The organism is Chitinophaga sp. LS1 (assembly GCF_034274695.1).
Taxonomy (GTDB): domain Bacteria; phylum Bacteroidota; class Bacteroidia; order Chitinophagales; family Chitinophagaceae; genus Chitinophaga.
In genome coordinates this window covers 101,098-121,516 of the sequence record NZ_CP128362.1, presented here as the reverse complement: position 1 = coordinate 121,516, position 20,419 = coordinate 101,098, and the positions used below count along the sequence as shown (strand labels likewise).

Annotated in this window: 20 protein-coding genes and 1 riboswitch; of the genes, 14 read left to right on the top strand and 6 right to left on the bottom strand. The window is 43.5% G+C overall.

Annotated features, from left to right (window positions below; translation table 11 throughout):
- Positions 1-68: 68 nt before the first annotated feature.
- Together QQL36_RS00550 and QQL36_RS00545 are read right to left on the bottom strand one after the other, a co-directional pair.
- Complete coding sequence (locus QQL36_RS00550) at positions 69-1,004, bottom strand: hypothetical protein (protein WP_321568569.1); 936 nt, start codon at positions 1,002-1,004, stop codon at positions 69-71.
- Position 1,005: 1 nt separating this feature from the next.
- Positions 1,006-2,205 (bottom strand): MBOAT family O-acyltransferase, encoded by a 1,200-nt coding sequence (locus tag QQL36_RS00545; protein ID WP_321568568.1) that lies wholly within the window; start codon positions 2,203-2,205, stop codon positions 1,006-1,008.
- A 427-nt stretch (positions 2,206-2,632) separates the two neighbouring features.
- Between QQL36_RS00545 and QQL36_RS00540 the strand changes: the two genes are divergently transcribed.
- Positions 2,633-3,499, top strand: a complete 867-nt coding sequence (locus QQL36_RS00540) for a helix-turn-helix domain-containing protein (RefSeq protein ID WP_083725187.1) — start codon at positions 2,633-2,635, stop codon at positions 3,497-3,499.
- A gap of 75 nt (positions 3,500-3,574) precedes the next feature.
- Positions 3,575-4,117 carry a YbhB/YbcL family Raf kinase inhibitor-like protein gene (locus QQL36_RS00535; RefSeq protein WP_321568567.1) on the top strand — a complete coding sequence of 181 codons (543 nt, stop codon included), beginning with the start codon at positions 3,575-3,577 and terminating at the stop codon, positions 4,115-4,117.
- A gap of 184 nt (positions 4,118-4,301) precedes the next feature.
- Here the strand turns inward: QQL36_RS00535 and QQL36_RS00530 are convergent, their stop codons facing one another.
- Positions 4,302-6,410, bottom strand: coding sequence for an outer membrane beta-barrel protein (locus tag QQL36_RS00530; RefSeq protein WP_321568566.1), 2,109 nt, complete (start codon positions 6,408-6,410; stop codon positions 4,302-4,304).
- Positions 6,411-6,595: 185 nt separating this feature from the next.
- On the opposite strand from QQL36_RS00530, the gene QQL36_RS00525 reads away from it, so the two are divergent.
- Both QQL36_RS00525 and QQL36_RS00520 read left to right on the top strand, forming a co-directional pair.
- Positions 6,596-7,630 carry a sensor histidine kinase gene (locus QQL36_RS00525; RefSeq protein WP_083725193.1) on the top strand — a complete coding sequence of 345 codons (1,035 nt, stop codon included), beginning with the start codon at positions 6,596-6,598 and terminating at the stop codon, positions 7,628-7,630.
- Positions 7,596-8,291, top strand: a complete 696-nt coding sequence (locus tag QQL36_RS00520; protein ID WP_321568565.1) for a LytTR family DNA-binding domain-containing protein — start codon at positions 7,596-7,598, stop codon at positions 8,289-8,291. Before QQL36_RS00525 ends, QQL36_RS00520 begins: the two co-directional genes overlap by 35 nt.
- Positions 8,292-8,293: 2 nt before the next feature.
- Here QQL36_RS00520 and QQL36_RS00515 read toward each other — a convergent pair whose 3' ends face one another.
- The 3 genes from QQL36_RS00515 to QQL36_RS00505 all read right to left on the bottom strand — a co-directional run bounded on the left by QQL36_RS00515 (position 8,294) and on the right by QQL36_RS00505 (position 11,964).
- On the bottom strand, positions 8,294-9,130 hold the full coding sequence (locus QQL36_RS00515; protein WP_321568564.1) for a hypothetical protein: 837 nt from the start codon (positions 9,128-9,130) through the stop codon (positions 8,294-8,296).
- Positions 9,131-9,166: 36 nt separating this feature from the next.
- Complete coding sequence (locus QQL36_RS00510) at positions 9,167-9,712, bottom strand: hypothetical protein (RefSeq protein ID WP_321568563.1); 546 nt, start codon at positions 9,710-9,712, stop codon at positions 9,167-9,169.
- Between the two features lie 122 nt (positions 9,713-9,834).
- Positions 9,835-11,964, bottom strand: coding sequence for a GH92 family glycosyl hydrolase (locus tag QQL36_RS00505; protein ID WP_321568562.1), 2,130 nt, complete (start codon positions 11,962-11,964; stop codon positions 9,835-9,837).
- A 55-nt stretch (positions 11,965-12,019) separates the two neighbouring features.
- A riboswitch (TPP riboswitch) is annotated at positions 12,020-12,114 on the top strand.
- A gap of 43 nt (positions 12,115-12,157) precedes the next feature.
- Here QQL36_RS00505 and thiM point away from each other — a divergent pair.
- From thiM to QQL36_RS00455, 10 genes are all read left to right on the top strand, one after another.
- Entirely contained in the window at positions 12,158-12,964 is an 807-nt protein-coding gene (gene thiM / locus QQL36_RS00500; RefSeq protein ID WP_321568561.1) for a hydroxyethylthiazole kinase, read from the top strand.
- The gene (gene thiE / locus QQL36_RS00495) at positions 12,957-13,583 is read left to right on the top strand and encodes a thiamine phosphate synthase (RefSeq protein WP_083725201.1); all 627 of its coding nucleotides are present in this window, start codon (positions 12,957-12,959) and stop codon (positions 13,581-13,583) included. Before thiM ends, thiE begins: the two co-directional genes overlap by 8 nt.
- On the top strand, positions 13,580-14,413 hold the full coding sequence (gene thiD / locus QQL36_RS00490; RefSeq protein WP_321568560.1) for a bifunctional hydroxymethylpyrimidine kinase/phosphomethylpyrimidine kinase: 834 nt from the start codon (positions 13,580-13,582) through the stop codon (positions 14,411-14,413). Before thiE ends, thiD begins: the two co-directional genes overlap by 4 nt.
- Positions 14,400-15,044 (top strand): TenA family protein, encoded by a 645-nt coding sequence (locus QQL36_RS00485; protein ID WP_321568559.1) that lies wholly within the window; start codon positions 14,400-14,402, stop codon positions 15,042-15,044. The genes thiD and QQL36_RS00485 overlap by 14 nt, the downstream gene beginning before the upstream one ends.
- Positions 15,045-15,082: 38 nt before the next feature.
- Positions 15,083-15,946: a type II CAAX endopeptidase family protein gene (locus QQL36_RS00480; protein ID WP_321568558.1), complete on the top strand. Its 864-nt coding sequence runs from the start codon at positions 15,083-15,085 to the stop codon at positions 15,944-15,946.
- 10 nt (positions 15,947-15,956) lie between these two features.
- The gene (locus QQL36_RS00475) at positions 15,957-16,703 is read left to right on the top strand and encodes a patatin-like phospholipase family protein (RefSeq protein WP_083725209.1); all 747 of its coding nucleotides are present in this window, start codon (positions 15,957-15,959) and stop codon (positions 16,701-16,703) included.
- A 91-nt stretch (positions 16,704-16,794) separates the two neighbouring features.
- Positions 16,795-17,496 (top strand): 5-oxoprolinase subunit PxpB, encoded by a 702-nt coding sequence (gene pxpB, locus QQL36_RS00470; protein WP_083725211.1) that lies wholly within the window; start codon positions 16,795-16,797, stop codon positions 17,494-17,496.
- Positions 17,497-18,513, top strand: a complete 1,017-nt coding sequence (locus tag QQL36_RS00465) for a biotin-dependent carboxyltransferase family protein (RefSeq protein WP_083725213.1) — start codon at positions 17,497-17,499, stop codon at positions 18,511-18,513.
- A complete protein-coding gene (locus QQL36_RS00460) occupies positions 18,489-19,253 on the top strand; it encodes a 5-oxoprolinase subunit PxpA (protein WP_235643910.1) in 765 nt (254 codons plus the stop codon). Before QQL36_RS00465 ends, QQL36_RS00460 begins: the two co-directional genes overlap by 25 nt.
- Positions 19,250-20,419 (top strand): NRAMP family divalent metal transporter, encoded by a 1,170-nt coding sequence (locus QQL36_RS00455; RefSeq protein ID WP_321568557.1) that lies wholly within the window; start codon positions 19,250-19,252, stop codon positions 20,417-20,419. Before QQL36_RS00460 ends, QQL36_RS00455 begins: the two co-directional genes overlap by 4 nt.

Genomic DNA, 20,419 nt, shown 5'->3' with positions numbered 1-20,419 from the left:
TAGGCAACTGCACAGGTGATTCGGGTGATTTTTTAAAGAAAATTGATACTACCAGAATATCGCTGCTATTACAGCGTTGTATATGGCTTGATAATAGATATCAGCTTCTGTGTCCGCCACTCTCTGGCATTTTTTCTCAGGTGATATACCGTGTCATAATATTCACTGTCATCATAAACAAAATCTTCCGGAGAGTTGATGACTTTCACCTTCAGATTTTGCACCAGGTCGTTCTGGTACTTTTTAATGACGGCTTTATTGATATTATAAGCGTTCCTGGAATAAGTTGGAAACACGAAATAAAGATGTATGCCATTTTCACTGGCATATTGAGCCAATTCGTTTATTTTTTGAATACCATCCCAATATTTATATACAAATGCTTTTTTGTCCTTAATGGTAGCAGGTGCCGGACGATTCAGGTGTGCAACAACATCACCATATTCATTAAATGAAGTAATGGAGGCGATCGTTGTCTCTTTTTTAGCGCCAAATAATTTTTTAGAGATCTTATCAAATAAGTAATCCTTGTTGGTCTTTAACTGTTCAATGATGTTATCAGTAAAGGTCGGAAAATCTTTGATAGCAAGGGTTCTAAGGTATTTCTTAGCCTCGGGATAACTGTCAGCCGCTTCTTCATCCAACTTATAACGACCTTCATCCAGATAATATTCCGGAGAAAGAAAAATGAAGTCTCCTCTTCGCGCACTGTGCTTCAGTTCAGAAAGCATAAAGTCTAACCCCAATCCGGCATGGATTGCAAGATTTGTAACTGGTAATTTGATAGAATCTTCAATTTCCCTGCTGTCTATCCCATAGGCAACATTGGATCCACCGGCAAATATGACCCTTGGGCCTTTAAAACTGTTCAGTCTTTCATGTTTGAACCGGATCGCACTTACAAAATTACCTTCTGCTGACCTTGCATAATTTGCGCTTAGAGCAGCTATTAACAATGCAACGATTGCTGAGAATAATATAAATCTGGCAATAAACTTTTTCATACTAAAACTGGAAATAAATGAACTGTTGAGGAGAACCTTTAAAGATGGCGATAGTAAAAATGATCATGAAGTAAAACGACCACCGTACAGGTCTGGACCATTGTAAATTAATACCTGCAATAGCATATGGTTGTTCCCTCCCCAACCATTCAATGACCAGGAATAAGGCTATCAGCACTAACTGTGTTTTAGGAAAAACTTCTGGTGTGCTAAACAGGGATCGGCTAAATATCCCTTTTATGTAGTTAAATGCATAACGGAGACTCTCTGCTCTGAAAAAGATCCATGCAAAGGTCACCTGCGCAAAGGTGATGAGAATAGCGACCAGTTCTCTGAATGAGGGTAATACTTTTCCTTTAGCGGCGATTTCTATGTTATTTCTGTTCCTGTTAAAAAGCAACAGGGGTAAAAAATAGATCGCATTTAATCCACCCCAGAATATAAAGGTCCAGTTGGCCCCATGCCAGAACCCGCTCAGCAAAAATATAATAAAGGTATTGCGAACTGCGTTCAGCTTTCCTCCCCGGCTACCTCCAAGCGGAATGTATACATAATCTTTAAACCAGGAAGACAATGATATGTGCCATCTTCTCCAAAATTCAGCGATATCTCTCGAAAAGTATGGATAGGAGAAGTTTCTTAACAGTTCAAAACCTAACAACCGGGCTGTTCCTAATGCAATGTCTGAATAACCGGAGAAATCTCCATATATCTGGAAGGCAAAAAGGACAGCACCTAGCACCAATGTGCTTGCATGGAGGTGCGCATTGGATGAAAAAATTTCATTGGCGTACATCGCGCTGACGTCTGCAATCACAATCTTCTTGAAAAGCCCCCAGAGAATTTGTCTTAAACCGTCGCTGGCTCTTTCGGATGAAAAGTGTCTGGGATGCTGAACCTGTGGTAATAAATGGGAAGCACGTTCAATAGGACCAGCCACCAGTAAAGGAAAGAAGCTAACAAATACAGAGTAGTCAATAAGGTTCCGGGTTGGTTCACTTCTACCTTTGTATATATCAATTACATACGAGAGGCCATGAAAAGTATAGAATGAGATCCCTACCGGAAGGATGATTTTAAGTGTCCAGACGTTTGCCTGCAAACCAAAGTTGGTGAGCAGATCAGCGAAGGACAGCACAAAGAAATTATAATATTTGAAGAAGAGTAAAAATCCCAGGTTGATGGTAATACTTGTAATCAACCATAGCTTTTTCGACCGGGGAGTAGCTGCTTCACTAATTTTGATACCACTGTAAAAGTCCAGTAAGATCGAAAACGATAATAAGAAAAGGAAACGGTAATCCCAGCATCCATAGAAGAAGAGGCTGGAAACTAATATTATAATATTTTGTACTTTAGTATTTCCTTTTCCTACGAACCAATAAAGAAAAAATACTATTGGAAGAAATATTGCAAACTCTATGGAGTTAAATAGCATTAGCGTAAATGGATAATGGTTTAGTTTAGGTAGTGTCCGTTTGGAAATTAGAAAATTAAGTTGACTTTTTATTTTGTAACATTTACTTAAACAAAATTGTACTTATTTAAGTAGTGTATAGGACCTGTTTGTCCTTGTTTAAATTATTGATAATAGTATCATAATTCTGATAGGTTCCTATCTTTGTCACATGGATACGTTCAATCTGCCAATGGATCTGGTACAGGAAAATGACAATGTGCACATCATCGGTTATCAGTCTTCAGCAAATCTGGTGAAGAATAAGATCACCATGAACACCAACCTGTTTAGTTTCCTGCTGGCTGGCGTAAAAACAACGTTTTATGCAGAAAAGAGCGCCCGGATTGACCCATCTCAGTTCATCCTGTTATCTTGTGGCAATTGTATGATGAGCGAAAAAAATGCCCCTGAAAATGGCATTTACAAGAGTATCCTGTTTTTCTTCGATAATAAGATCCTCTCAGATTTCTTTATCAAATACCCCGGCCCACCCCAGGTTCATGTTGAACAGGCTATGAGCATAGCGGAACAACCTTTTGTTACCTTCCGGCTGGATCCTTTTTTACAGAATTTCCTACACTCCCTGGAGCTGATGCTGGCTACCGGCAAACCCATTTCAAGAGCGATGCGGGTACTCAAGTTCGAAGAGCTGATGTTGTATATGCTGGACAAGTACCCTCAACAGGTAATGAGTCTCCGTACTGCCAACAAAGACGAGCATGACTTCCGGCAGGCGGTAGAAGCACATATCGAAAACAATATCACCGTCGATGAACTGGCTTTCCTCTGCAATATGAGCACCTCTACTTTTAAGCGTCGTTTTGCAAAGATCTATGGTGTAGCGCCCAGTAAATGGTATTTACAAAAAAGGATGGAAATAGCGGCGACCTTATTATTAAACAACCGTGAAAAACCCAGTGATGTATATCATAAAGTAGGGTACGAAAACCATTCAAGCTTCACCCAATCCTTCAAACAGGTATTCGGTCTCACCCCCAGTGAATACCAGCAACAGAAATTGACCGTTTTACAATAGCTTTTGACCTGTTAGCTGTAAACCCGCTCCTATGGCGCGTCGTACTTTTGTATCACAAACAAAATACGAGGAACTATGAAGAAATTAAGCGCCTTATTAGGAATGATAGCCATCTTCGCTATCAACGTACATGCACAGACCTTTACCTTGAAAAGTAGTGACCTGGGTGGTCAGTTCTCCAACAAACAATATAATAGTATTATGGGGTATACCGGTGAAAACCAATCACCGGCACTATCATGGGAAAATGCCCCTGCTGGTACCAAAGCTTTTGCTGTAACTATGTATGATTTTGATGCTCCAACCGGTAGTGGTTTCTGGCATTGGGTGTTGTACAATATTCCTGCAGATGTAAAGGAAATAAAAGCGGGTGCCGGTAATGCTGCGAAGCAATTATTGCCTGCAGGAGCTATTCAGGGAGTAACCGATTTCGGTCAGCCAGGTTATGGTGGTCCTGCACCTACGCCGGGTTTGCCACATATGTACCTGATCACAGTATATGCTTTGAAAGCACCGTTAACGTTAGATAAGGGCGCTACTGCGGCGTATGTAGGGTTCAATTTAAATATGACAATGCTGGGTAAGGCTTCTATTATTGCTTACGCACAACATCCATAATTTTTGTTTTTAAGCTGGTTGCAGGCTTTTCTTTCAGGCTCTTTCCAGTTCTTTCCAGCCGGCTGCAGGCCACGCCGCCAACAAAAAATCCTTTTGCCTTCAGCAAAAGGATTTTTTGTTGGAATTTTATTCTATAAATGTCGTTTTCTTCCTCTTATAATATACCAGTATCTTCAACTTTTCATCACTTCGCCCTTTCCTGTTCCTGATCAGCCGTATTATCACTGTGATTCCGCTTCCGCGCAAAGGTATCTTTACCAAAGCGATATGTAAAAGCTATTCCTACTTTCTGAGAATCATACAGGCCTCTATGTGTATAATAACTATCCTTCACCCCGGCTGAATGATCGTTCTGTCCTGATGAACGGAAAATATCATCCATATTCAGTTTCAATGTTGCCTTGTTGTGCCACAGTTTCTTCTGCACAGCTGCATATATAATATACCGGGGATTGATGACTTCCTGTCCATTGATATTCTTACCTGAATAATCGCCACTTGCTTCCGCACTCCATCCATGTGTCAGATCAAACTGGTTATACAATCGTACCCTCACGGAATAAGTACCTGAATTTAGCGCTGTGGAGAATGCTTCTCCATGCAGCTGCATTTTTCCCGCCATTATATTTGCATTCATGTCCCACCATTTCGCAGGGTGTAAATTCAGATTGACAAGTAGCATGGCAATATATCCCTTCGCCACATTATCGGGTTTGGTAATGTAAATATTATCCACCACGTCACTCATCGTAAAGATGATATCCCTAAACCAGTTGTATTGCAAACCTAATCCCAGCCATTGTTTATACTGGTACTTTAACTCAGTCCTGTAATTCGTCTGTGGGCGCAGATTAGGATTACCCGTTTCATAAGTATAACTATTCGCAAAAGCCACAAAGGGATTTAATTGTTGGTAATTCGGTCTGTTCACTCTTCTGCCTATGTTCCAGGTCAGTGTTTGATTACCTGCGCTATCTAATTTGTAACTCAGGAACACAGTCGGAAATGCCTGTGTATAATTCCGCTTAAACACAGATGTTGCATACGCGGAATTCCCTGGTTGTCTGCCTGTAATGTTTGTATTCTCTACACGCAAACCAGCCTGTGCACCCCAGCGTTTCCATTTCTTCTTTGCACTGATATATGCTGCATTGATATTCTCATCATAAATAAAATGATTGGAATTACTATCCACCTGCACCCATTTCTCATTATAATACCTGGAGTCATAATCGTTTTTAACAAAACTGGATTTTGCGCCTGCTTCAATACCAATAGGATGTACATAATCAGCCTTCACCGCGAAGATCTGCATATCAGACCATAACCGATAATGGAAGAAATCATCGTCATTATTCAGGTTTTGTTCATCGTGATTGTTATAAGAAATATAACTGGCATCGGCAGAAAGTTCGTGTCCTTTATTATTGAATCTATGCAGGAAGTTCAGGTTGCCGCTAAAGTTCTTCCAGTTGGCATCACTATAAGTAAATCCTTTGCTGATGCTATCATTGTTAGCATCACTGGTATATCCCCTGGTATAAATACTGGGTCTTTGCTGTGCATTTACTTCAAACCCGATTACATTTTTTGCATTTAAATTATAATCCATACCCAGCCTGATCCCCTTGGTATTGGACCTGCCTTTTACATGTGTATGCAAATAAACACTCAGGCTATCTGCAAAGTAATCCCTGTTTGTTTTATCATCATCATACGCTGCATCTTTGTTATAACTGAAACTGGCAAACCAGTTCATCTTTTTATAATTGTAGTTGATATTCAAAGAATTGTTGGATCTGTTATAAATACCCTGACTGGTACTGAGCGAAACATTGCCTGTCAGCCCAAGAATGGTGTTTTTCTTCAATCTTAAATTGATCACAGCACCCCCACCTGCATCATATTTAGCTGGTGGCGCATCCATCAGTTCTATCTTATCGAGGGTGCTACCGGGTAATCCTTTCAGGTAGTTCGCCAGATCCTGGCCAGACATATAGGTGGCTCTGCCATTGATCAATACCAATACTCCTTTTCCATTTAGTTGGATGGTACCATTATGATCTACAGTCACCCCCGGTGTTTTATTCAGCACTTCCAGTGTGTTGCTGCTGGCGGCACTGATCATCGCATCTACATTCACGACAGTTCTGTCAATACTTTGTTCCAGCAATGGTTTTTTGCCAGTGACTTCTATACTCTTAAGCTGTACCTGTTTAGGTTTGGTGGTATCCTGTGCAGATGCCTGGATAATAGAAAATAGGCTGATAAAGATGGCGATTATGGGTTTCATTGCTGTGTTATTTTTAGCAAAGATTGGCCAGCAGCAGGGGGAAGCGAAATTTTAGTGATGTAACTGGCCATATCCGTGACGAAAACCTTATTTTCAAGGTTCGTCAGTCATTTTCACAGGTTCATCATTATTAGGTTGCAAAATGGGGGTTGTTACTCATATTTGTACCCAGAAATACAATCGATATGAAAACAGTGGGAAATTTGAGGATACATCTTATAGCCGCCGTGAGTTCAGGGGTGGTGTTGTTTATTCTGATAAGACAATTTGTACATACCATTACCGTCATGGACGATGAGGAGATTGCCTTTGCATTGACCGTAGGCTTTCTGGGGGCAGTATATACAGGACGGTTTTTATCTTTCTTATTCATTAATGAAAAAAGGGAGGTATCATACTTTTCCCTTATTATTCTTTCCATTATATTTTTATTATCCAGCTGTTTTACTTGTCTCTTTATAGGAAAGGCCCTTCAGCGGCAGGATTTCTTCCACGATTTCCTGTTCCCTATGTCGTTCCTGATCATGAGCCTGACCCTGGGCATGCTCATCAAACTATTCCGTACCCGGATCTTCGCACACTTACATGAGGCGCAGATCCTGGCGGCCAACAGCCAGAGTGAGCTGCAAAATCTGCAATCACAGTTAAGCCCGCATTTTCTATTCAATACCCTCAATAATATGTATGGTCTTTCTATTACAGCACCGGACAAAGTACCGGCACTGCTGTTGCAATTGTCCGACCTGCTGCGATACTCCGTATACGATGCCAAGGAAATGTTTGTACCTTTAAAAGATGAGCTGACATACATCAACAACTACATGGAGTTTGAGAAGATCAGGGTAGGAGAGCGCCTGCACCTGAACACGGTAATAGAGCCTTTTGACGATACAAGTGATATGATCGCACCGATGCTCCTGATCGTATTTATAGAAAATGCTTTTAAGCATTCTAAAAATACCACCAATGACAAGATCTATATCGAAATCATGATCAGGCGTTGGAGTGATAGCATCCTCTTCTCCGTAAAAAACTCCAAAGGAGAAGTACCAGAACACAGTGGTGGCCTGGGACTGGAAAATGTAAGAAAGCGCTTATCTTTACTGTATCCCAATCAGTATGACCTGAACATAGATGATGGAGATAAATATTTCACGGTACAGTTGCAGCTAAAAATTAAGAATCATGAGAAAGATCAATTGTCTGATAGTAGACGATGAGCCAATAGCGAGGCAGATAATACAAACGTATTGTAGTCACTTCCCGATGTTGAACATCATCGCCTCCTGCGGCAATGCGCTGGAAGCAAAAGTTATTGCACAACAGGAAGACATCGAACTTATATTTCTCGATATCAACATGCCGGTGCTGAATGGACTGGCATTTTTAAAAACACTCAAGTACCAGCCACAGGTGATCTTTACCACTGCTTACAAAGAGTATGCAGTAGAAGCCTTTGACCTGGCGGCTACAGATTACCTGTTAAAACCTTTTTCATTGGAAAGGTTCATTATAGCAGTGGATAAGGCATTGGAGAAATTAACAGAACCTGAATTCACCGCCAGCAAAAAGGAAAACTTCATCTTTATCAAGGCAGATGGAAAGATCTATAAAATACTGTACGAAGATATTTACTATGCAGAGGCCAGTGGTAATTATACCAAGGTAGTCACTAAGCAACGTACCATTCTCCCTACTATTACCTTCTCTGGTTTTGAAGAGTTATTACCTGCTCATTTATTCATCAGGGTACATCGTTCATTTATCATCAACAAGGGCAGCATTACACATATAGAGGGTAACCGGGCATTTATCAATACCACAGAGATCCCTATAGGCAGCAATTACAAAGACAATTTTCTGAAACAACTGGGGTTGTAAGCTTATATGCGCAGGCCTATTCCGGCAGAGATATAGAACATATTATAACCTGTTTCAACCCCCGTGATCAGGTGCTGTGGCAGCACATAACTACCCGATAAAGAACAGTTGAATTTCTTGTAGACAAATACAACGGGCAATGAGAATTCATACGAGAGTACATTGAATTGTTCACTGCTTTTAGTAACGGCTTCCGGTTGGGTAGGAATGAGGTTAAAAAGCTTCTTTTGTTCGTAATAAGTATTGCTGAAATTCTGTGTGCCGAAGTAAGCGTATGCGGATGGATTAATACCAATCGCAGCGTGTTTTTTGGGAAGGCGGATCAGGAAGAGATGATCTAATCCTGCGGCTGCACCTACGTCTGTTTTGTTGCTGAACTTCAGGTTGCCATTGATGTTGAAAGTGATCACCTTTGTTTCGTAAGCAACATTAAAACCAGTTTGTGATTTTACAACAGATTGAATGAGGCGGGTATCTTTTTCATACAGGTATTGATTGTAAAAGATATTGCCGGATACTTTTTTGTTTTGACCAAATCGATAACCACCTTCCAGGATAGTCGCAGTATAATCCAGTGTATTGACCGGGTTGTTAATGAAGATCATGCTTGCCTTCGCATACAATCCCATTTTCAGCTGGTAGCCGATGCTGGGGTTGAGCAGACTACTTTTTAGACTGTCGGTGCGACCGTAATAGGAGATCCTTGACTGGAAATCCAGGTCAGCGGTAAATACATTCCTGCGTGTGTCTGTCTTAGTCGTTTGTGTTGAGTCCTGTGCACGCAGGAGTAAGGGCATGGCAATACCAGCCAGCAAAAGGAATTGTATGCGGGCAATCATGATTTAATAAATGATGGTTACTAAAGGGGTGCGAGATTAATTGTTGGCATTTACATGACCGGATACGTTGGCGCTTGCGCTGGCAGACGGTTTAGCAGCGGTGGCAGTAGACTTCACGTTGGCGGCAGTGGTAGTAGTTGCTGCCTTTACATCATTAGCCGTGTTAGTCGCCGCTGTCTTTGTTGTAGTCGCTGCTTTATTTGCAGTACTCTTCACCTCACTGGTCGCTGCCTTTGTATCTACATTTGCATTTGCAGTTGTAGCAGAAGTAGTAGCTACATTTGTACCTGTTGCTGCCGTAGTTGTGTTTGAAGTAACACTTACGCCAGTCGTACCTTTCGCGCGTTGCACAGCAGCAGTCGTATTCGCCGCTGTATTACTGGTAGCTGTCGTGGTTTTGCTCACAGTCGATTGGGTTGCATTTGCTACTTTGCTGGTCGTTTTATTGACAACAGCTGCATTGGTCTTAGCAGCTACAGAACTGCTGGTAGCAGATGTAACACCTAAATTTACCTGGGAGAAACCTGCATAGCTAAAGAACATAGCGCCTGCCGTTAGCAGGAATTTGAAACGTGCATTCATGTTGATATGGTTTTAGGTGATTCAAAAAAATACGTACTGGAAGAAAATCCATAATTATGCCAGACTCAAAAATGCCTGGCATAATAAGTTTACGTAATCACCTAACTCATTGGTTTTGCTTTTTAAAAAAAGAAAACCAATTCGCCACCCTGCATTATTTGTTCATATGTAATCGCATGTCCTTTCAGTTCTTTTCCATTATAAAGCATACTCTTCCTGCCGCCTCTCTGAACAGCTTTCAACTGGAATTTTTTATTATCAGGCAATAAAATAGTGACCTTATCAAAAATAGGTACAGACAATTCATAGTTGTTACTTACCGGATCTACAGGGTAAAAACCCATCGCAGCAAACAGGTACCAGGCAGACATCTGTCCTGCATCGTCATTCCCACTCAGACCACCCGGTCCGTCAGAATATTCTTCTGCCAGAATTTTATGTACGGTTTTACTAGTCTTCTCAGGTGCAGTAGTGAAGTTGTACATAAAAGGGATCTGGTGCCCCGGCTCATTCCCATGCCAGTATTCATTCTTTCCAAACAAACTATCCAGTGAAGCTTTCAGGTTTATTATTTTAGCCAGTCCAGTTACATCCTGTGGAACGTAGAATGTGTACTGTCTGGGTGTTCCTTCAGTAATATAAGGTTCCTTCTTATCAGCATTGAATGGACTATACCAGCTACCATCTGCATACTTACCTCTTGCCATGCCTACCTTCGGATCAATGACATTATTATAATTCTGCGCACGCTTAGTCAATATTTCATAATCTGCTGTTTTGCCCAAAGCTATCGCCACTGTAGACAATGCATAATCATCATACGCATATTCCAGTGTACGGCTCACCTGTTCCTTCTTATGAAATGCAATGGGTACACTATCTTCCATCGGAATATATCCATACTTTATATAACTATCCAGTGCTCTTCTGCCTTTCCCATTTAAGTAATCATCGCCTTTGCTCATTTCAAAAGCGTTCTTCCGCATCAGTTCATAAGCTGCATTCACATCATAATCCCTGATCCCTTTATTGAAAGCAGAAGCAATAAAAGCCGTAGCGTGGTCCCCGATCATTGCAGCTGTATAACTATTCCAGCAGGGAAATATAGGTAGCCATCCACCTTGCTGTCCTTTCAACACTAAAGAGTTGACAAAGTCATTCACCAGGGTTGGCTGTAATATTTCAAACAAGGGTAATTGCGCCCTGTAAATATCCCACATAGAGAAATCATCATAATAATTCCCTTTGCTGACACGCTCATTCTGATAATCTCCTGCAAATCGCGGATACTTGCCATCTACATCATTGAACAACCTTGGGTGCTGCATAGCATGGTATAACGCCGTATAGAAAATACGTTTGTCTTTTTCCCTGGTTGTTTCCACCTGTATCTGGCTCAGTGCTTTGTTCCAGACAGCTTCATTCTTCGCTTTCAAGGCAGCAAAATCCCAATCGGGTATTTCAGCTTCCAGGTTTTTACGGGCATTATCAATACTGGTAAAAGAGGTTCCAATACGTACCCTTACCTGTTCACCTTTTTGCAGGTAATAAGCCGCATAGCCAGATTTATCTATGGTAGTCACTGTCTCTATCTGCATCACAAAGAAGCCACAAAAACCTGCCGGTTCTCCCCATCCCTGGTAAATACGATGCACAGGATTGTAACCTGTAATCTCATGTCTGTATGCGTTAATCTTCACAATACCTTCCTGCCGGTCACTATTTGCTGTCAGCAACAGGTACAGACTATCCGTCTTTTCCATAGTGAACTGGATCATGCTACATCTTAAAGTGGCTGTGATCTCCGTACTAACAGCAGGTAGGGTTAATTTGTAATAAGCAGGGGTACTGATTTCCTTGTCGTGGGAAAACGGTGTTGCATAGTTAGTTGTAAAGTGCCCGGTGATAGGCATAATGGTGAAACTACCATAATCCTGGGTACAGGATCCACTCAGCCAGTGTGTACCTCTAAACCCGGTCAACAGGCTGTCTCTGTAAGTATATGGCGGAAAACATTTGTTTTCGGTCGTATTTGTTTGTGGAGTCCATTGCGTCATACCAAAAGGCAGTCCAACTGCCGGAATGGTATTGGCATAAGATTCAGTGCCGCTGCCATGTTTCCGGGAAGAAGCCGTAGTGCTGGCTGCTGTGCCAGAAAGTGGCTGAACATAACGTAGAAGGTCTGATGTTTGGGCAGAAACACTTCCGTGGAAAAGGCAGGCGATGGCCGCCATTGATACAATTAACCGCATAGACACAAGTATAAAAAATAATTATGTCATTTTCTCCCGTTGTTTGCTAAATTTGAGCAGGCTTTAGGGGTGTTCCTTCACTGGGACTGAGAATTACTCTTCGAACCTGATCCGGCTAGTACCGGCGTAGGGAAAAGCAGCAGCTTAGCGCATGCGTACTCCTGGCCATTATACTTAAAATTTATATGGCATTATGAAGGAGTTTATCAGGGAACAGATCCTGGCTGTTCGGCAACAATCCCCGCTGGTTCACAGTATCACAAATTATGTAGTCATGAATAATACTGCCAATGCATTGCTGGCAGTAGGTGCATCTCCCATTATGGCCCATGCTCATTCGGAAATGGTGGACATGGTCAGGATTGTAGGAGCACTCGTCATCAACATCGGTACCCTCGATGAATACTGGGTAAAGAGTATGGAACTTGCTATCGGTCAGGCGAATACCCTGAGTAAACCATGGATACTGGACCCTGTAGGAGCAGGTGCAACCCCCTACAGAGATGAAGTATTAAAACAATTACTGGAACTGAAGCCTACCATTATCCGTGGCAATGCGTCTGAAATCATGGCCCTTGCCCGTAAGAATGCCGGCACCACCAAAGGCGTGGATAGCACACAGGAAAGCACTGCCGCTGTAGAAGCAGCTCGTTTTCTGCAACAGGAGTTTGGCAGTGTAGTTTGTGTATCTGGTGCCGTGGATATCATTGTTGGCAAAGACACCACGATATTATTATCAAACGGACACCCATTGATGGCAAAGGTGACAGGTATGGGGTGTACAGCTACTGCCCTGATTGGCGCTTTTGCAGCAGTTAATCCCAAAGATCCATTTTGTGCAACCGTTTCAGCCATGGCGCTCCTGGGTATAGCAGGTGAAAAAGCGGCTAAGGTATCTGCCGGGCCGGGTAGTATGCAGGTACATATACTGGACCAGTTATATCAACTGACAGATGAGGTAGTGGCTTCACTGATTAAAATAGAGGAATCTAATGTTTAATCGCAGATTATACCTGGTTATCAGCGAAGAAGCCTGCAAAGGCAGGGACCTGGTTGCAGTGGCGAAAGCAGCTGTGAAAGGGGGCGTAGATTTAATTCAGTTACGCGAAAAGCAACTGGATAATCCTGCATTTTTAGAACGAGCCCTTCGTCTCAAAGAAGCGCTCATTCCTCACAGGGTACCCTTGATCATCAACGACAACTTATGGGTGGCACAACAATGTGGTGCTACAGGTATACATGTTGGTAACAGTGATCTGGCGCCATTGACTATCATGGCTCAATGGCCTTCCTGCGGGATTTTAGGGTATTCTATAGAATATGAAAAACAGATCTATACAGCCGATGCGGTGGCTTCGGATTACCTCGCACTAAGTCCCATTTTTGCAACACCAACCAAAACGGATACCGTTACAGAATGGAAACTGGAAGGGATCAGGCATATCCGTGCACTCACAGATAAACTACTGGTAGCGATTGGCGCTATTCACGAAGGCAATGCTGCAGATGTGATTAAAGCAGGAGCAGATTGTCTGGCCATTGTATCTGCTATTTGCGGGGCACCTGATCCTGAAAAAGCAGCTGCCGCCATTCGTCTTCAAATAGAAAAAGCACTATGACAAAATATAAATATGTACCTGTGTTGACCATCGCAGGTTCTGACAGTGGGGGAGGGGCAGGCATACAGGCTGACCTCAAAACCTTTGCTGCATTGGGTTGCTTTGGAACATCCGCGATCACAGCGATCACGGTACAAAATACATTGGGTGTAACGGGGATCCATAGTATTCCCCCCGAAATTGTGACAGGCCAGATACGTGCCGTGATGGATGATATACAACCTGCTGCAATAAAAATAGGGATGATACATTCACCTGCGTTAGCATTAGCGCTTGCCGAAACGTTGGTATTATATCCCAATGTACCCGTAGTACTCGATCCGGTCATGGTGGCAACCAGTGGAGACCGGCTGATAGAATCAGCCACCATTTCAATACTGAAAGAGAAATTATTCCCTTTGGTATCATTGGTTACACCCAACCTGGATGAAGCGGCTATCCTGGCAGACATGCCTTTGCAGAACCTTGCTGATATGCAACAGGCAGCAGATCGTATTTTACAAACAGGTTGTAAAGCCGTGTTGGTAAAAGGTGGTCATCTGGCAGGTAAAGAATTGTTTGATGTTTATAAAGATCAGGGAAATATTGTGCATATCATATCCAGTCAGCACATAGATACTGCAAATACACATGGCACCGGGTGTACCTTATCTTCTGCTATCGCAGCTTATCTGGGTCGTGGAGAAAAGTTGGTGACAGCCATTGATAAGGCCAGTCAATATATACATACCGCCATTGCCGCAGGGCAACATGTACAAACGGGGAAGGGCCATGGCCCTGTGAATCATTTTTTTGCACCTGAAAAACAAATTACACATGAGTTGGAGTGAAAGGGCCTGGCAGCGTACTGCCCATATTTATGATGAGATTATTGAGATGCCATTTATAAAAGAACTGATAGATGGTACATTGCCCATAGAAAAATTTAAGTTTTACATTGCGCAGGATGCACTGTACCTCGAACAGTTCGGGCGTGCACTGTCCTTGATAGCGGCAAGAGCATATACAGTAGAACAGGTATTGCAATACACCCGTTTTGCAGAAGGTGCTATTGTAGTAGAAAACGCTTTGCATGCCGCTTATTTCAAAGAATACGACATTACAGAAAAGACGACTGCTTCTCCTTCCTGCCATCATTATAACAACTTTTTATTGAGTACCTGTGCATTGGCTTCGGTAGAAGTTGGCATGGCGGCAGTACTGCCTTGTTTCTGGATTTACAAAAGAGTAGGTGATTACATCTATGCACAACAAACAGGTGCAGATCATCCTTATCGTAACTGGATAGATACGTATGCGGGAGAAGCCTTTGGCGAACTGGTAAAGAAAGCGATCGCCTTCTGCGATGCAGTGGCCACAACCGCTTTGGAAGAGGCTATGCATGGGGCATATGAAAAAGCATGCCAGCTGGAATTTATGTTTTGGGACAGTGCATACAGACTTGAAAAGTGGAGTGTTTAAGTGATTGGTAGTCCTGATTTTTTTGCTATATTGAGGGCATGACCCAACAACAAAATCCACGAAAAACAATCGTCATCTTCCTGCTGATCACCTTAGCTATCAGTTCTATTTTTTATGCCTTCATCATTCATACAGGAAAAATCATGGGTGGTCGGGGCGTTTTTGTCACTGGTATGATGTGGAGCCCGGCATTGTCTGCTTTTTTGACCTCATGGATCATAAAAAGGCCCATCAGTGCCATGGCCTGGAAATGGGGAGAGGCCCGTTACCAGTTATGGAGTTACCTGGTGCCACTATTATATAGCCTTGCTGGTTATTTAATTATATGGACGGTGGGTTGGGGTAAGTTTTATGATCCGGAGTTTGTAGGTGGTGTTGCTGAATCTTTTGGTTTGGAAAAGCTACCCAAAGGAATTGTGATAGCATTATATATACTATTGATGGCAGGTTTCGGTATGGTGCGCAGTGTGTCGAGCGCATTGGGAGAGGAGATAGGCTGGCGTGGATTCCTGGTTCCTGAAATGTACAAGGTAATGGGGTATACAAAGACCTGCCTGATAACAGGTTGTATCTGGGCGCTCTGGCACCTGCCTATATTGTTGTTTGCAGATTATAATAGTGGTACCCCTGCCTGGTATGGTTTCTCCTGTTTTTCCATGCTGGTGATCAGTGGTAGTTTTATTTATGCCTGGTTCCGCCTGAAGTCTGGTAGTTTGTGGACGGCGGTGTTGTTGCACGCCAGTCATAACCTTTTTATACAGGCAATTTTTACACCACTCACCCTTACTTCCGATAAAACTAAGTACTACTATGATGAATTTGGGATAGTAATTCCTATCTTGAGTGTGTTGGTAGCAATTTATCTCTGGAACCGGAGAGGAGAGTTACCGGCGCCAAAATAAGAACAGCTACATGAATGCATCTACGCGTCCCTTTGTATTATCAGGAGGGGGAGCCAGGGGATATGCTCACCTGGGAGTACTGAAAGCCTTTGCCGACCAGGGGATTACACCATCCGCCATTGCCGCTACGAGTGCCGGTTCTATTGCCGCCGCTTTTATCTGTGATGGGTATACAACGGATGAAGTGAGAGAAATATTCCAACGCAATAAGATCGGTCTCTCCATGGAGTGGCGTAACTGGCGTACAGGCCTCCTCTCGTTAAAAACAGTAGAGAAGGTATTGACGCAAACCCTTCGCCATCAAAACTTCGAAGAGTTAGCAACACCATTGTACATCGCGGCTACCGACTTCAACAAGGGTACACAAATGATCTTTGACAAAGGTCCGATCATCCCTGCCGTCTTAGCGGCATCTTCCATTCCATTATTATTTCAGCCGGTAGTGATAGATGGAAGTCCTTATGTAGATGGAGGTCTCACTGGCAATCTGCCTGCCGAACCTTTGCTGGAAAAATACAATGACATCATTGGCGTGCATGTAAATCCGCTGACAGAATATCACCCTGAAAATGGGTACCTGGCCAATATCGATCGCACCTTACATCTGGCCATCCGTGAGCCGGTATTGAAAAATAAAGCACGTTGTCAGTGGTTTATAGAACCGGATGGGTTAGGGAAGTTTGGGATGTTTGATTTTAAGCACTTTGATGACATTTATAACATAGGATTGGAATACACGCGTCAGCTTTTTTCCTGATAAAACAGGACATTTTTCCCATGCTGGCAGGGGCAATCCTAAAAATAATTCTGAACTTTTTCCTCAATATCGCGTACCTTATTCCTGAATTATGAGCATCGATTACACTATCAACCCGCTAGGCGATCACTCCCTGATCATTGAATGGTCACAAGAAATCTCACCAGCTGTTCACGACAAGGTCATGAACGTGTATAATCACCTGCTTACCATGCAGCTGCCATACATTCTCGATATCATACCAGCTTACGCTTCGCTTACAATCGTATACGACATCCTGTTAGTTCGCCGCGAGCAAAACAACAATGCCTTTACGACGATGCAGTCATTGATCGCACCGGCATTAACCGCTCCGCTCGTTATACAAGAGAGGACATCACGCCTCCTTGAAATTCCTGTGTGTTACGATCCTTCTCTCGGGCTGGATCTGGTTACTATGGCATCTCAGAAGGGCATGAGCGAAGCCGACATCATCGACCTACACACATCACAGACATACACCGTTTACATGCTGGGTTTTCTACCGGGGTTCCCATATATGGGCAAGGTAGACGATCGCCTTGCTACGCCAAGGCAAAAAAAGCCCCGCTTAAACATTTCGGCGGGCAGTGTCGGCATAGCCGGGGGGCAAACCGGCATCTACCCATTAGCATCACCAGGGGGCTGGAACATCATCGGCCAAACACCTATCAGAATGTTTGACCCTGCATTAGATTCCCCCTGCTATTGTCATCCCGGCGATGAGGTAAAATTCATACCTATCTCGCTGCGTGAATTCCATAAAAAGATATAAATGATACAGGTCATCCAACAGGGTTTACTGGATACAATACAGGACGGGGGCAGATATGGCTACCAGCATCTGGGCATCAATCCCGGAGGCGCCATGGACAGAGCCGCCATGTATGTCGCAAACATTCTCGTAGGCAACAATCCGGAAGCCGCCGTAATAGAGTTACATTTTCCTGCAGCTGTATTACTGTTTGAACAGGATACCCTCATCGCCCTTTCCGGTGGCGACTTCGGCGCGATGGTGAATGAACAGGCTTTAGTTACGAATCAACCCATCTGGATATCGCAGTTGTCGATATTACGTTTTACTAAACCAGTCTCTGGCGCACGTTGTTATATCGCTGTGAGAGGCGGGCTCTCGACCACGCCCTGGCTGGGTAGTCACAGCACCCATCTCAAAGCGGGTGCCGGTGGGTTTGAAGGCAGGAAGTTGCAAAAGAACGATCGTATTCCGGTGAATCATGTTGATGAAGATATCGACAAGGCCTTGCGAAATAAATACCTGCATGCTACCCAACAAGCCACGCCATTACCCTGGCGGGCAGATGTGCGGGATCTGTATTCAGATGGCAGTGAGATCAGGGTGGTGACAAGCCTTGAATATCCTGAACTGACGCCCGCTTCGCAGTCGGTATTTACCACCCACCAATTTACCTTGTCGGAACATTGTGACAGAATGGGATATCGCCTCAAAGGACCGGTACTACACATGATCAAAGAAGAAGAACGGCTCTCGGCCGGAATTACCAGGGGTACCGTACAATTATTACCAGATGGCCACCTGATCATACTCATGGCCGATCATCAGACAACCGGCGGTTATCCGCGCATCGCCCACGTTGTAAGTGCTGACCTCCCTATATTAGCACAGTTACTACCACACAGCCAGATTACCTTCAGGATCATTCCTCATGACGAAGCCGAAGAGTTGCTTATCGCAGCAGAGCAACACTTGCATTTTCTACAAAATGCCTGTAACTTACGATGGCAGGAATGGCTGCAACACAACCAAAAATAAGTATGTACATCGACCTGAACTGTGACATGGGCGAAGGTATGCCTAACGATGCCGAAATAATGCCTTACATCAGCAGTGCAAATATTGCCTGTGGCTATCATGCCGGAGATAACGGCACCATGGAACAAACAATCACCCTCGCACTGAAACATCAGGTGGCGATCGGTGCACACCCGGGGTTCAGGGACAAAGAGAATTTCGGCAGAACAGAACAACGATTGTCAGATGCCGAAGTCTACGATTTGATTGCTACACAGTTATATACTTTAGACAAAGTATGTCTTTCGCTGGATGCTACTATCCGACATGTGAAACCACATGGCGCATTATATAATATGGCAGCCAGAGATCAACACTTATCAACCATCATCGCACAAGCCATCAGAGATACCAATCCGGCCCTATGTTTATTTGGACTGAGTAACAGCTGGCTCATAAAAGCGGCGGCAGCTATGGGCCTTAAAACAGCCAGTGAGGTATTTGCAGACAGAACTTATCAGGAGGATGGCTCCCTTACACCACGCAGTCAACCCAATGCCCTGATAGACAATGAAGCAGATGCGCTGCAACAGGTATTACAAATGGTAACAAAGCAGGAAGTAACGACTGTCAATGGAAAGACAGTACCGATTCGTGCCGAAACCATTTGTCTGCATGGAGATGGTGCGCATGCAGTGGCTTTTGCAAAAGCAGTGCATAAAACTTTAGAAGAACACCACCTAACCATACAACACACTTGAACAAACAACGCTCTTCCATCCTGCTGGGTGCCGCCTTTTTGATGGCTACATCGGCAATAGGTCCGGGGTTCCTGACCCAAACGACTGTTTTTACACAGCAGCATGCCGCTGCTTTTAGCTTTGCTATTTTCGTATCTATACTGTTGGATATCGGTGCACAGCTGAATATCTGGCGGATACTGACAGTGAGCCGCTCCCGTGCCCAGGATCTGGCCAATGAATTGTTGCCCGGATTGGGTTATTTTCTGGCATTCCTGGTGGTGCTGGGAGGTCTTGTGTTTAACATCGCTAATATTGGTGGGTGTGGATTAGGGTTAAAAGCACTATTCGGATTAGATACTTTGTATGGCGCTATATTGAGTGGTGCTATCTCTCTCTTTATATTCTGGATGAAAGAGGCGGGAAATGCCATGGATCAGTTTACCCGCTATTTAGGGATACTGATGGTGTTGCTCACATTGTATGTAGCCATCAGTTCTCATCCTCCTGTAATGGATGCCTTGCGGCAGAGTGTATGGCCGGATAATGTAGATACTAAATCAATTATTACGCTTGTAGGTGGAACAGTAGGTGGGTATATCAGTTTTGCAGGTGCACATCGCTTGCTGGATGCTGGAATAGGAGGGCGTGAATCTATCCCACAGGTAAACAGGAGTGCGGTAAGTGGAATTTTAATTACAAGTGTGATGCGGAGTTTGTTGTTTTTAGCGGCATTGGGTGTGGTGACCCATGGCTTTCAGCTGGATAGCAGTAATCCTCCTGCATCAGTATTCAGGATTGCTGCCGGTGAAATCGGTTACCGTTTCTTTGGTATGGTGATGTGGAGTGCCGCGATCACCTCGGTAGTAGGAGCAGCGTATACCTCCGTTTCATTTTTAAAAACATTCCATCCTTTTATAGCGAAAAATGAAAAATGGTTTATTACCTTTTTCATTGTATTCAGTACCGTGATCTTTGCGGTGGTAGGTAATCCTGTTCAATTGCTCATTATAGCAGGAGCGCTGAATGGATTGATACTACCTGTCGCACTGGCGGTTATGTTGGTAGCGGCATCCAGCATGTTGAAGGATTACAAACATCCTTTGGCATTGTCACTGATAGGCTGGGTAGTAGTAATAGTCATGGGTTGGCTGAGTATCCTCACGCTGAACACGTGGATCATGTAA

Coding starts and splice junctions, on each gene's coding strand:
- QQL36_RS00525 (WP_083725193.1), top strand. CDS start 6,596: ATGAAAACAGTGGGAAATTTGAGGATACATCTTATAGCCGCCGTGAGT.
- QQL36_RS00535 (WP_321568567.1), top strand. CDS start 3,575: ATGAAGAAATTAAGCGCCTTATTAGGAATGATAGCCATCTTCGCTATC.
- thiE (WP_083725201.1), top strand. CDS start 12,957: ATGTTTAATCGCAGATTATACCTGGTTATCAGCGAAGAAGCCTGCAAA.
- QQL36_RS00460 (WP_235643910.1), top strand. CDS start 18,489: ATGGCTGCAACACAACCAAAAATAAGTATGTACATCGACCTGAACTGT.
- QQL36_RS00550 (WP_321568569.1), bottom strand. CDS start 1,004: ATGAAAAAGTTTATTGCCAGATTTATATTATTCTCAGCAATCGTTGCA.
- QQL36_RS00465 (WP_083725213.1), top strand. CDS start 17,497: ATGATACAGGTCATCCAACAGGGTTTACTGGATACAATACAGGACGGG.
- thiD (WP_321568560.1), top strand. CDS start 13,580: ATGACAAAATATAAATATGTACCTGTGTTGACCATCGCAGGTTCTGAC.
- QQL36_RS00505 (WP_321568562.1), bottom strand. CDS start 11,964: ATGCGGTTAATTGTATCAATGGCGGCCATCGCCTGCCTTTTCCACGGA.
- thiM (WP_321568561.1), top strand. CDS start 12,158: ATGAAGGAGTTTATCAGGGAACAGATCCTGGCTGTTCGGCAACAATCC.
- QQL36_RS00520 (WP_321568565.1), top strand. CDS start 7,596: ATGAGAAAGATCAATTGTCTGATAGTAGACGATGAGCCAATAGCGAGG.
- QQL36_RS00540 (WP_083725187.1), top strand. CDS start 2,633: ATGGATACGTTCAATCTGCCAATGGATCTGGTACAGGAAAATGACAAT.
- QQL36_RS00515 (WP_321568564.1), bottom strand. CDS start 9,130: ATGATTGCCCGCATACAATTCCTTTTGCTGGCTGGTATTGCCATGCCC.
- QQL36_RS00485 (WP_321568559.1), top strand. CDS start 14,400: ATGAGTTGGAGTGAAAGGGCCTGGCAGCGTACTGCCCATATTTATGAT.
- QQL36_RS00475 (WP_083725209.1), top strand. CDS start 15,957: ATGAATGCATCTACGCGTCCCTTTGTATTATCAGGAGGGGGAGCCAGG.
- QQL36_RS00530 (WP_321568566.1), bottom strand. CDS start 6,410: ATGAAACCCATAATCGCCATCTTTATCAGCCTATTTTCTATTATCCAG.
- pxpB (WP_083725211.1), top strand. CDS start 16,795: ATGAGCATCGATTACACTATCAACCCGCTAGGCGATCACTCCCTGATC.
- QQL36_RS00510 (WP_321568563.1), bottom strand. CDS start 9,712: ATGAATGCACGTTTCAAATTCCTGCTAACGGCAGGCGCTATGTTCTTT.
- QQL36_RS00480 (WP_321568558.1), top strand. CDS start 15,083: ATGACCCAACAACAAAATCCACGAAAAACAATCGTCATCTTCCTGCTG.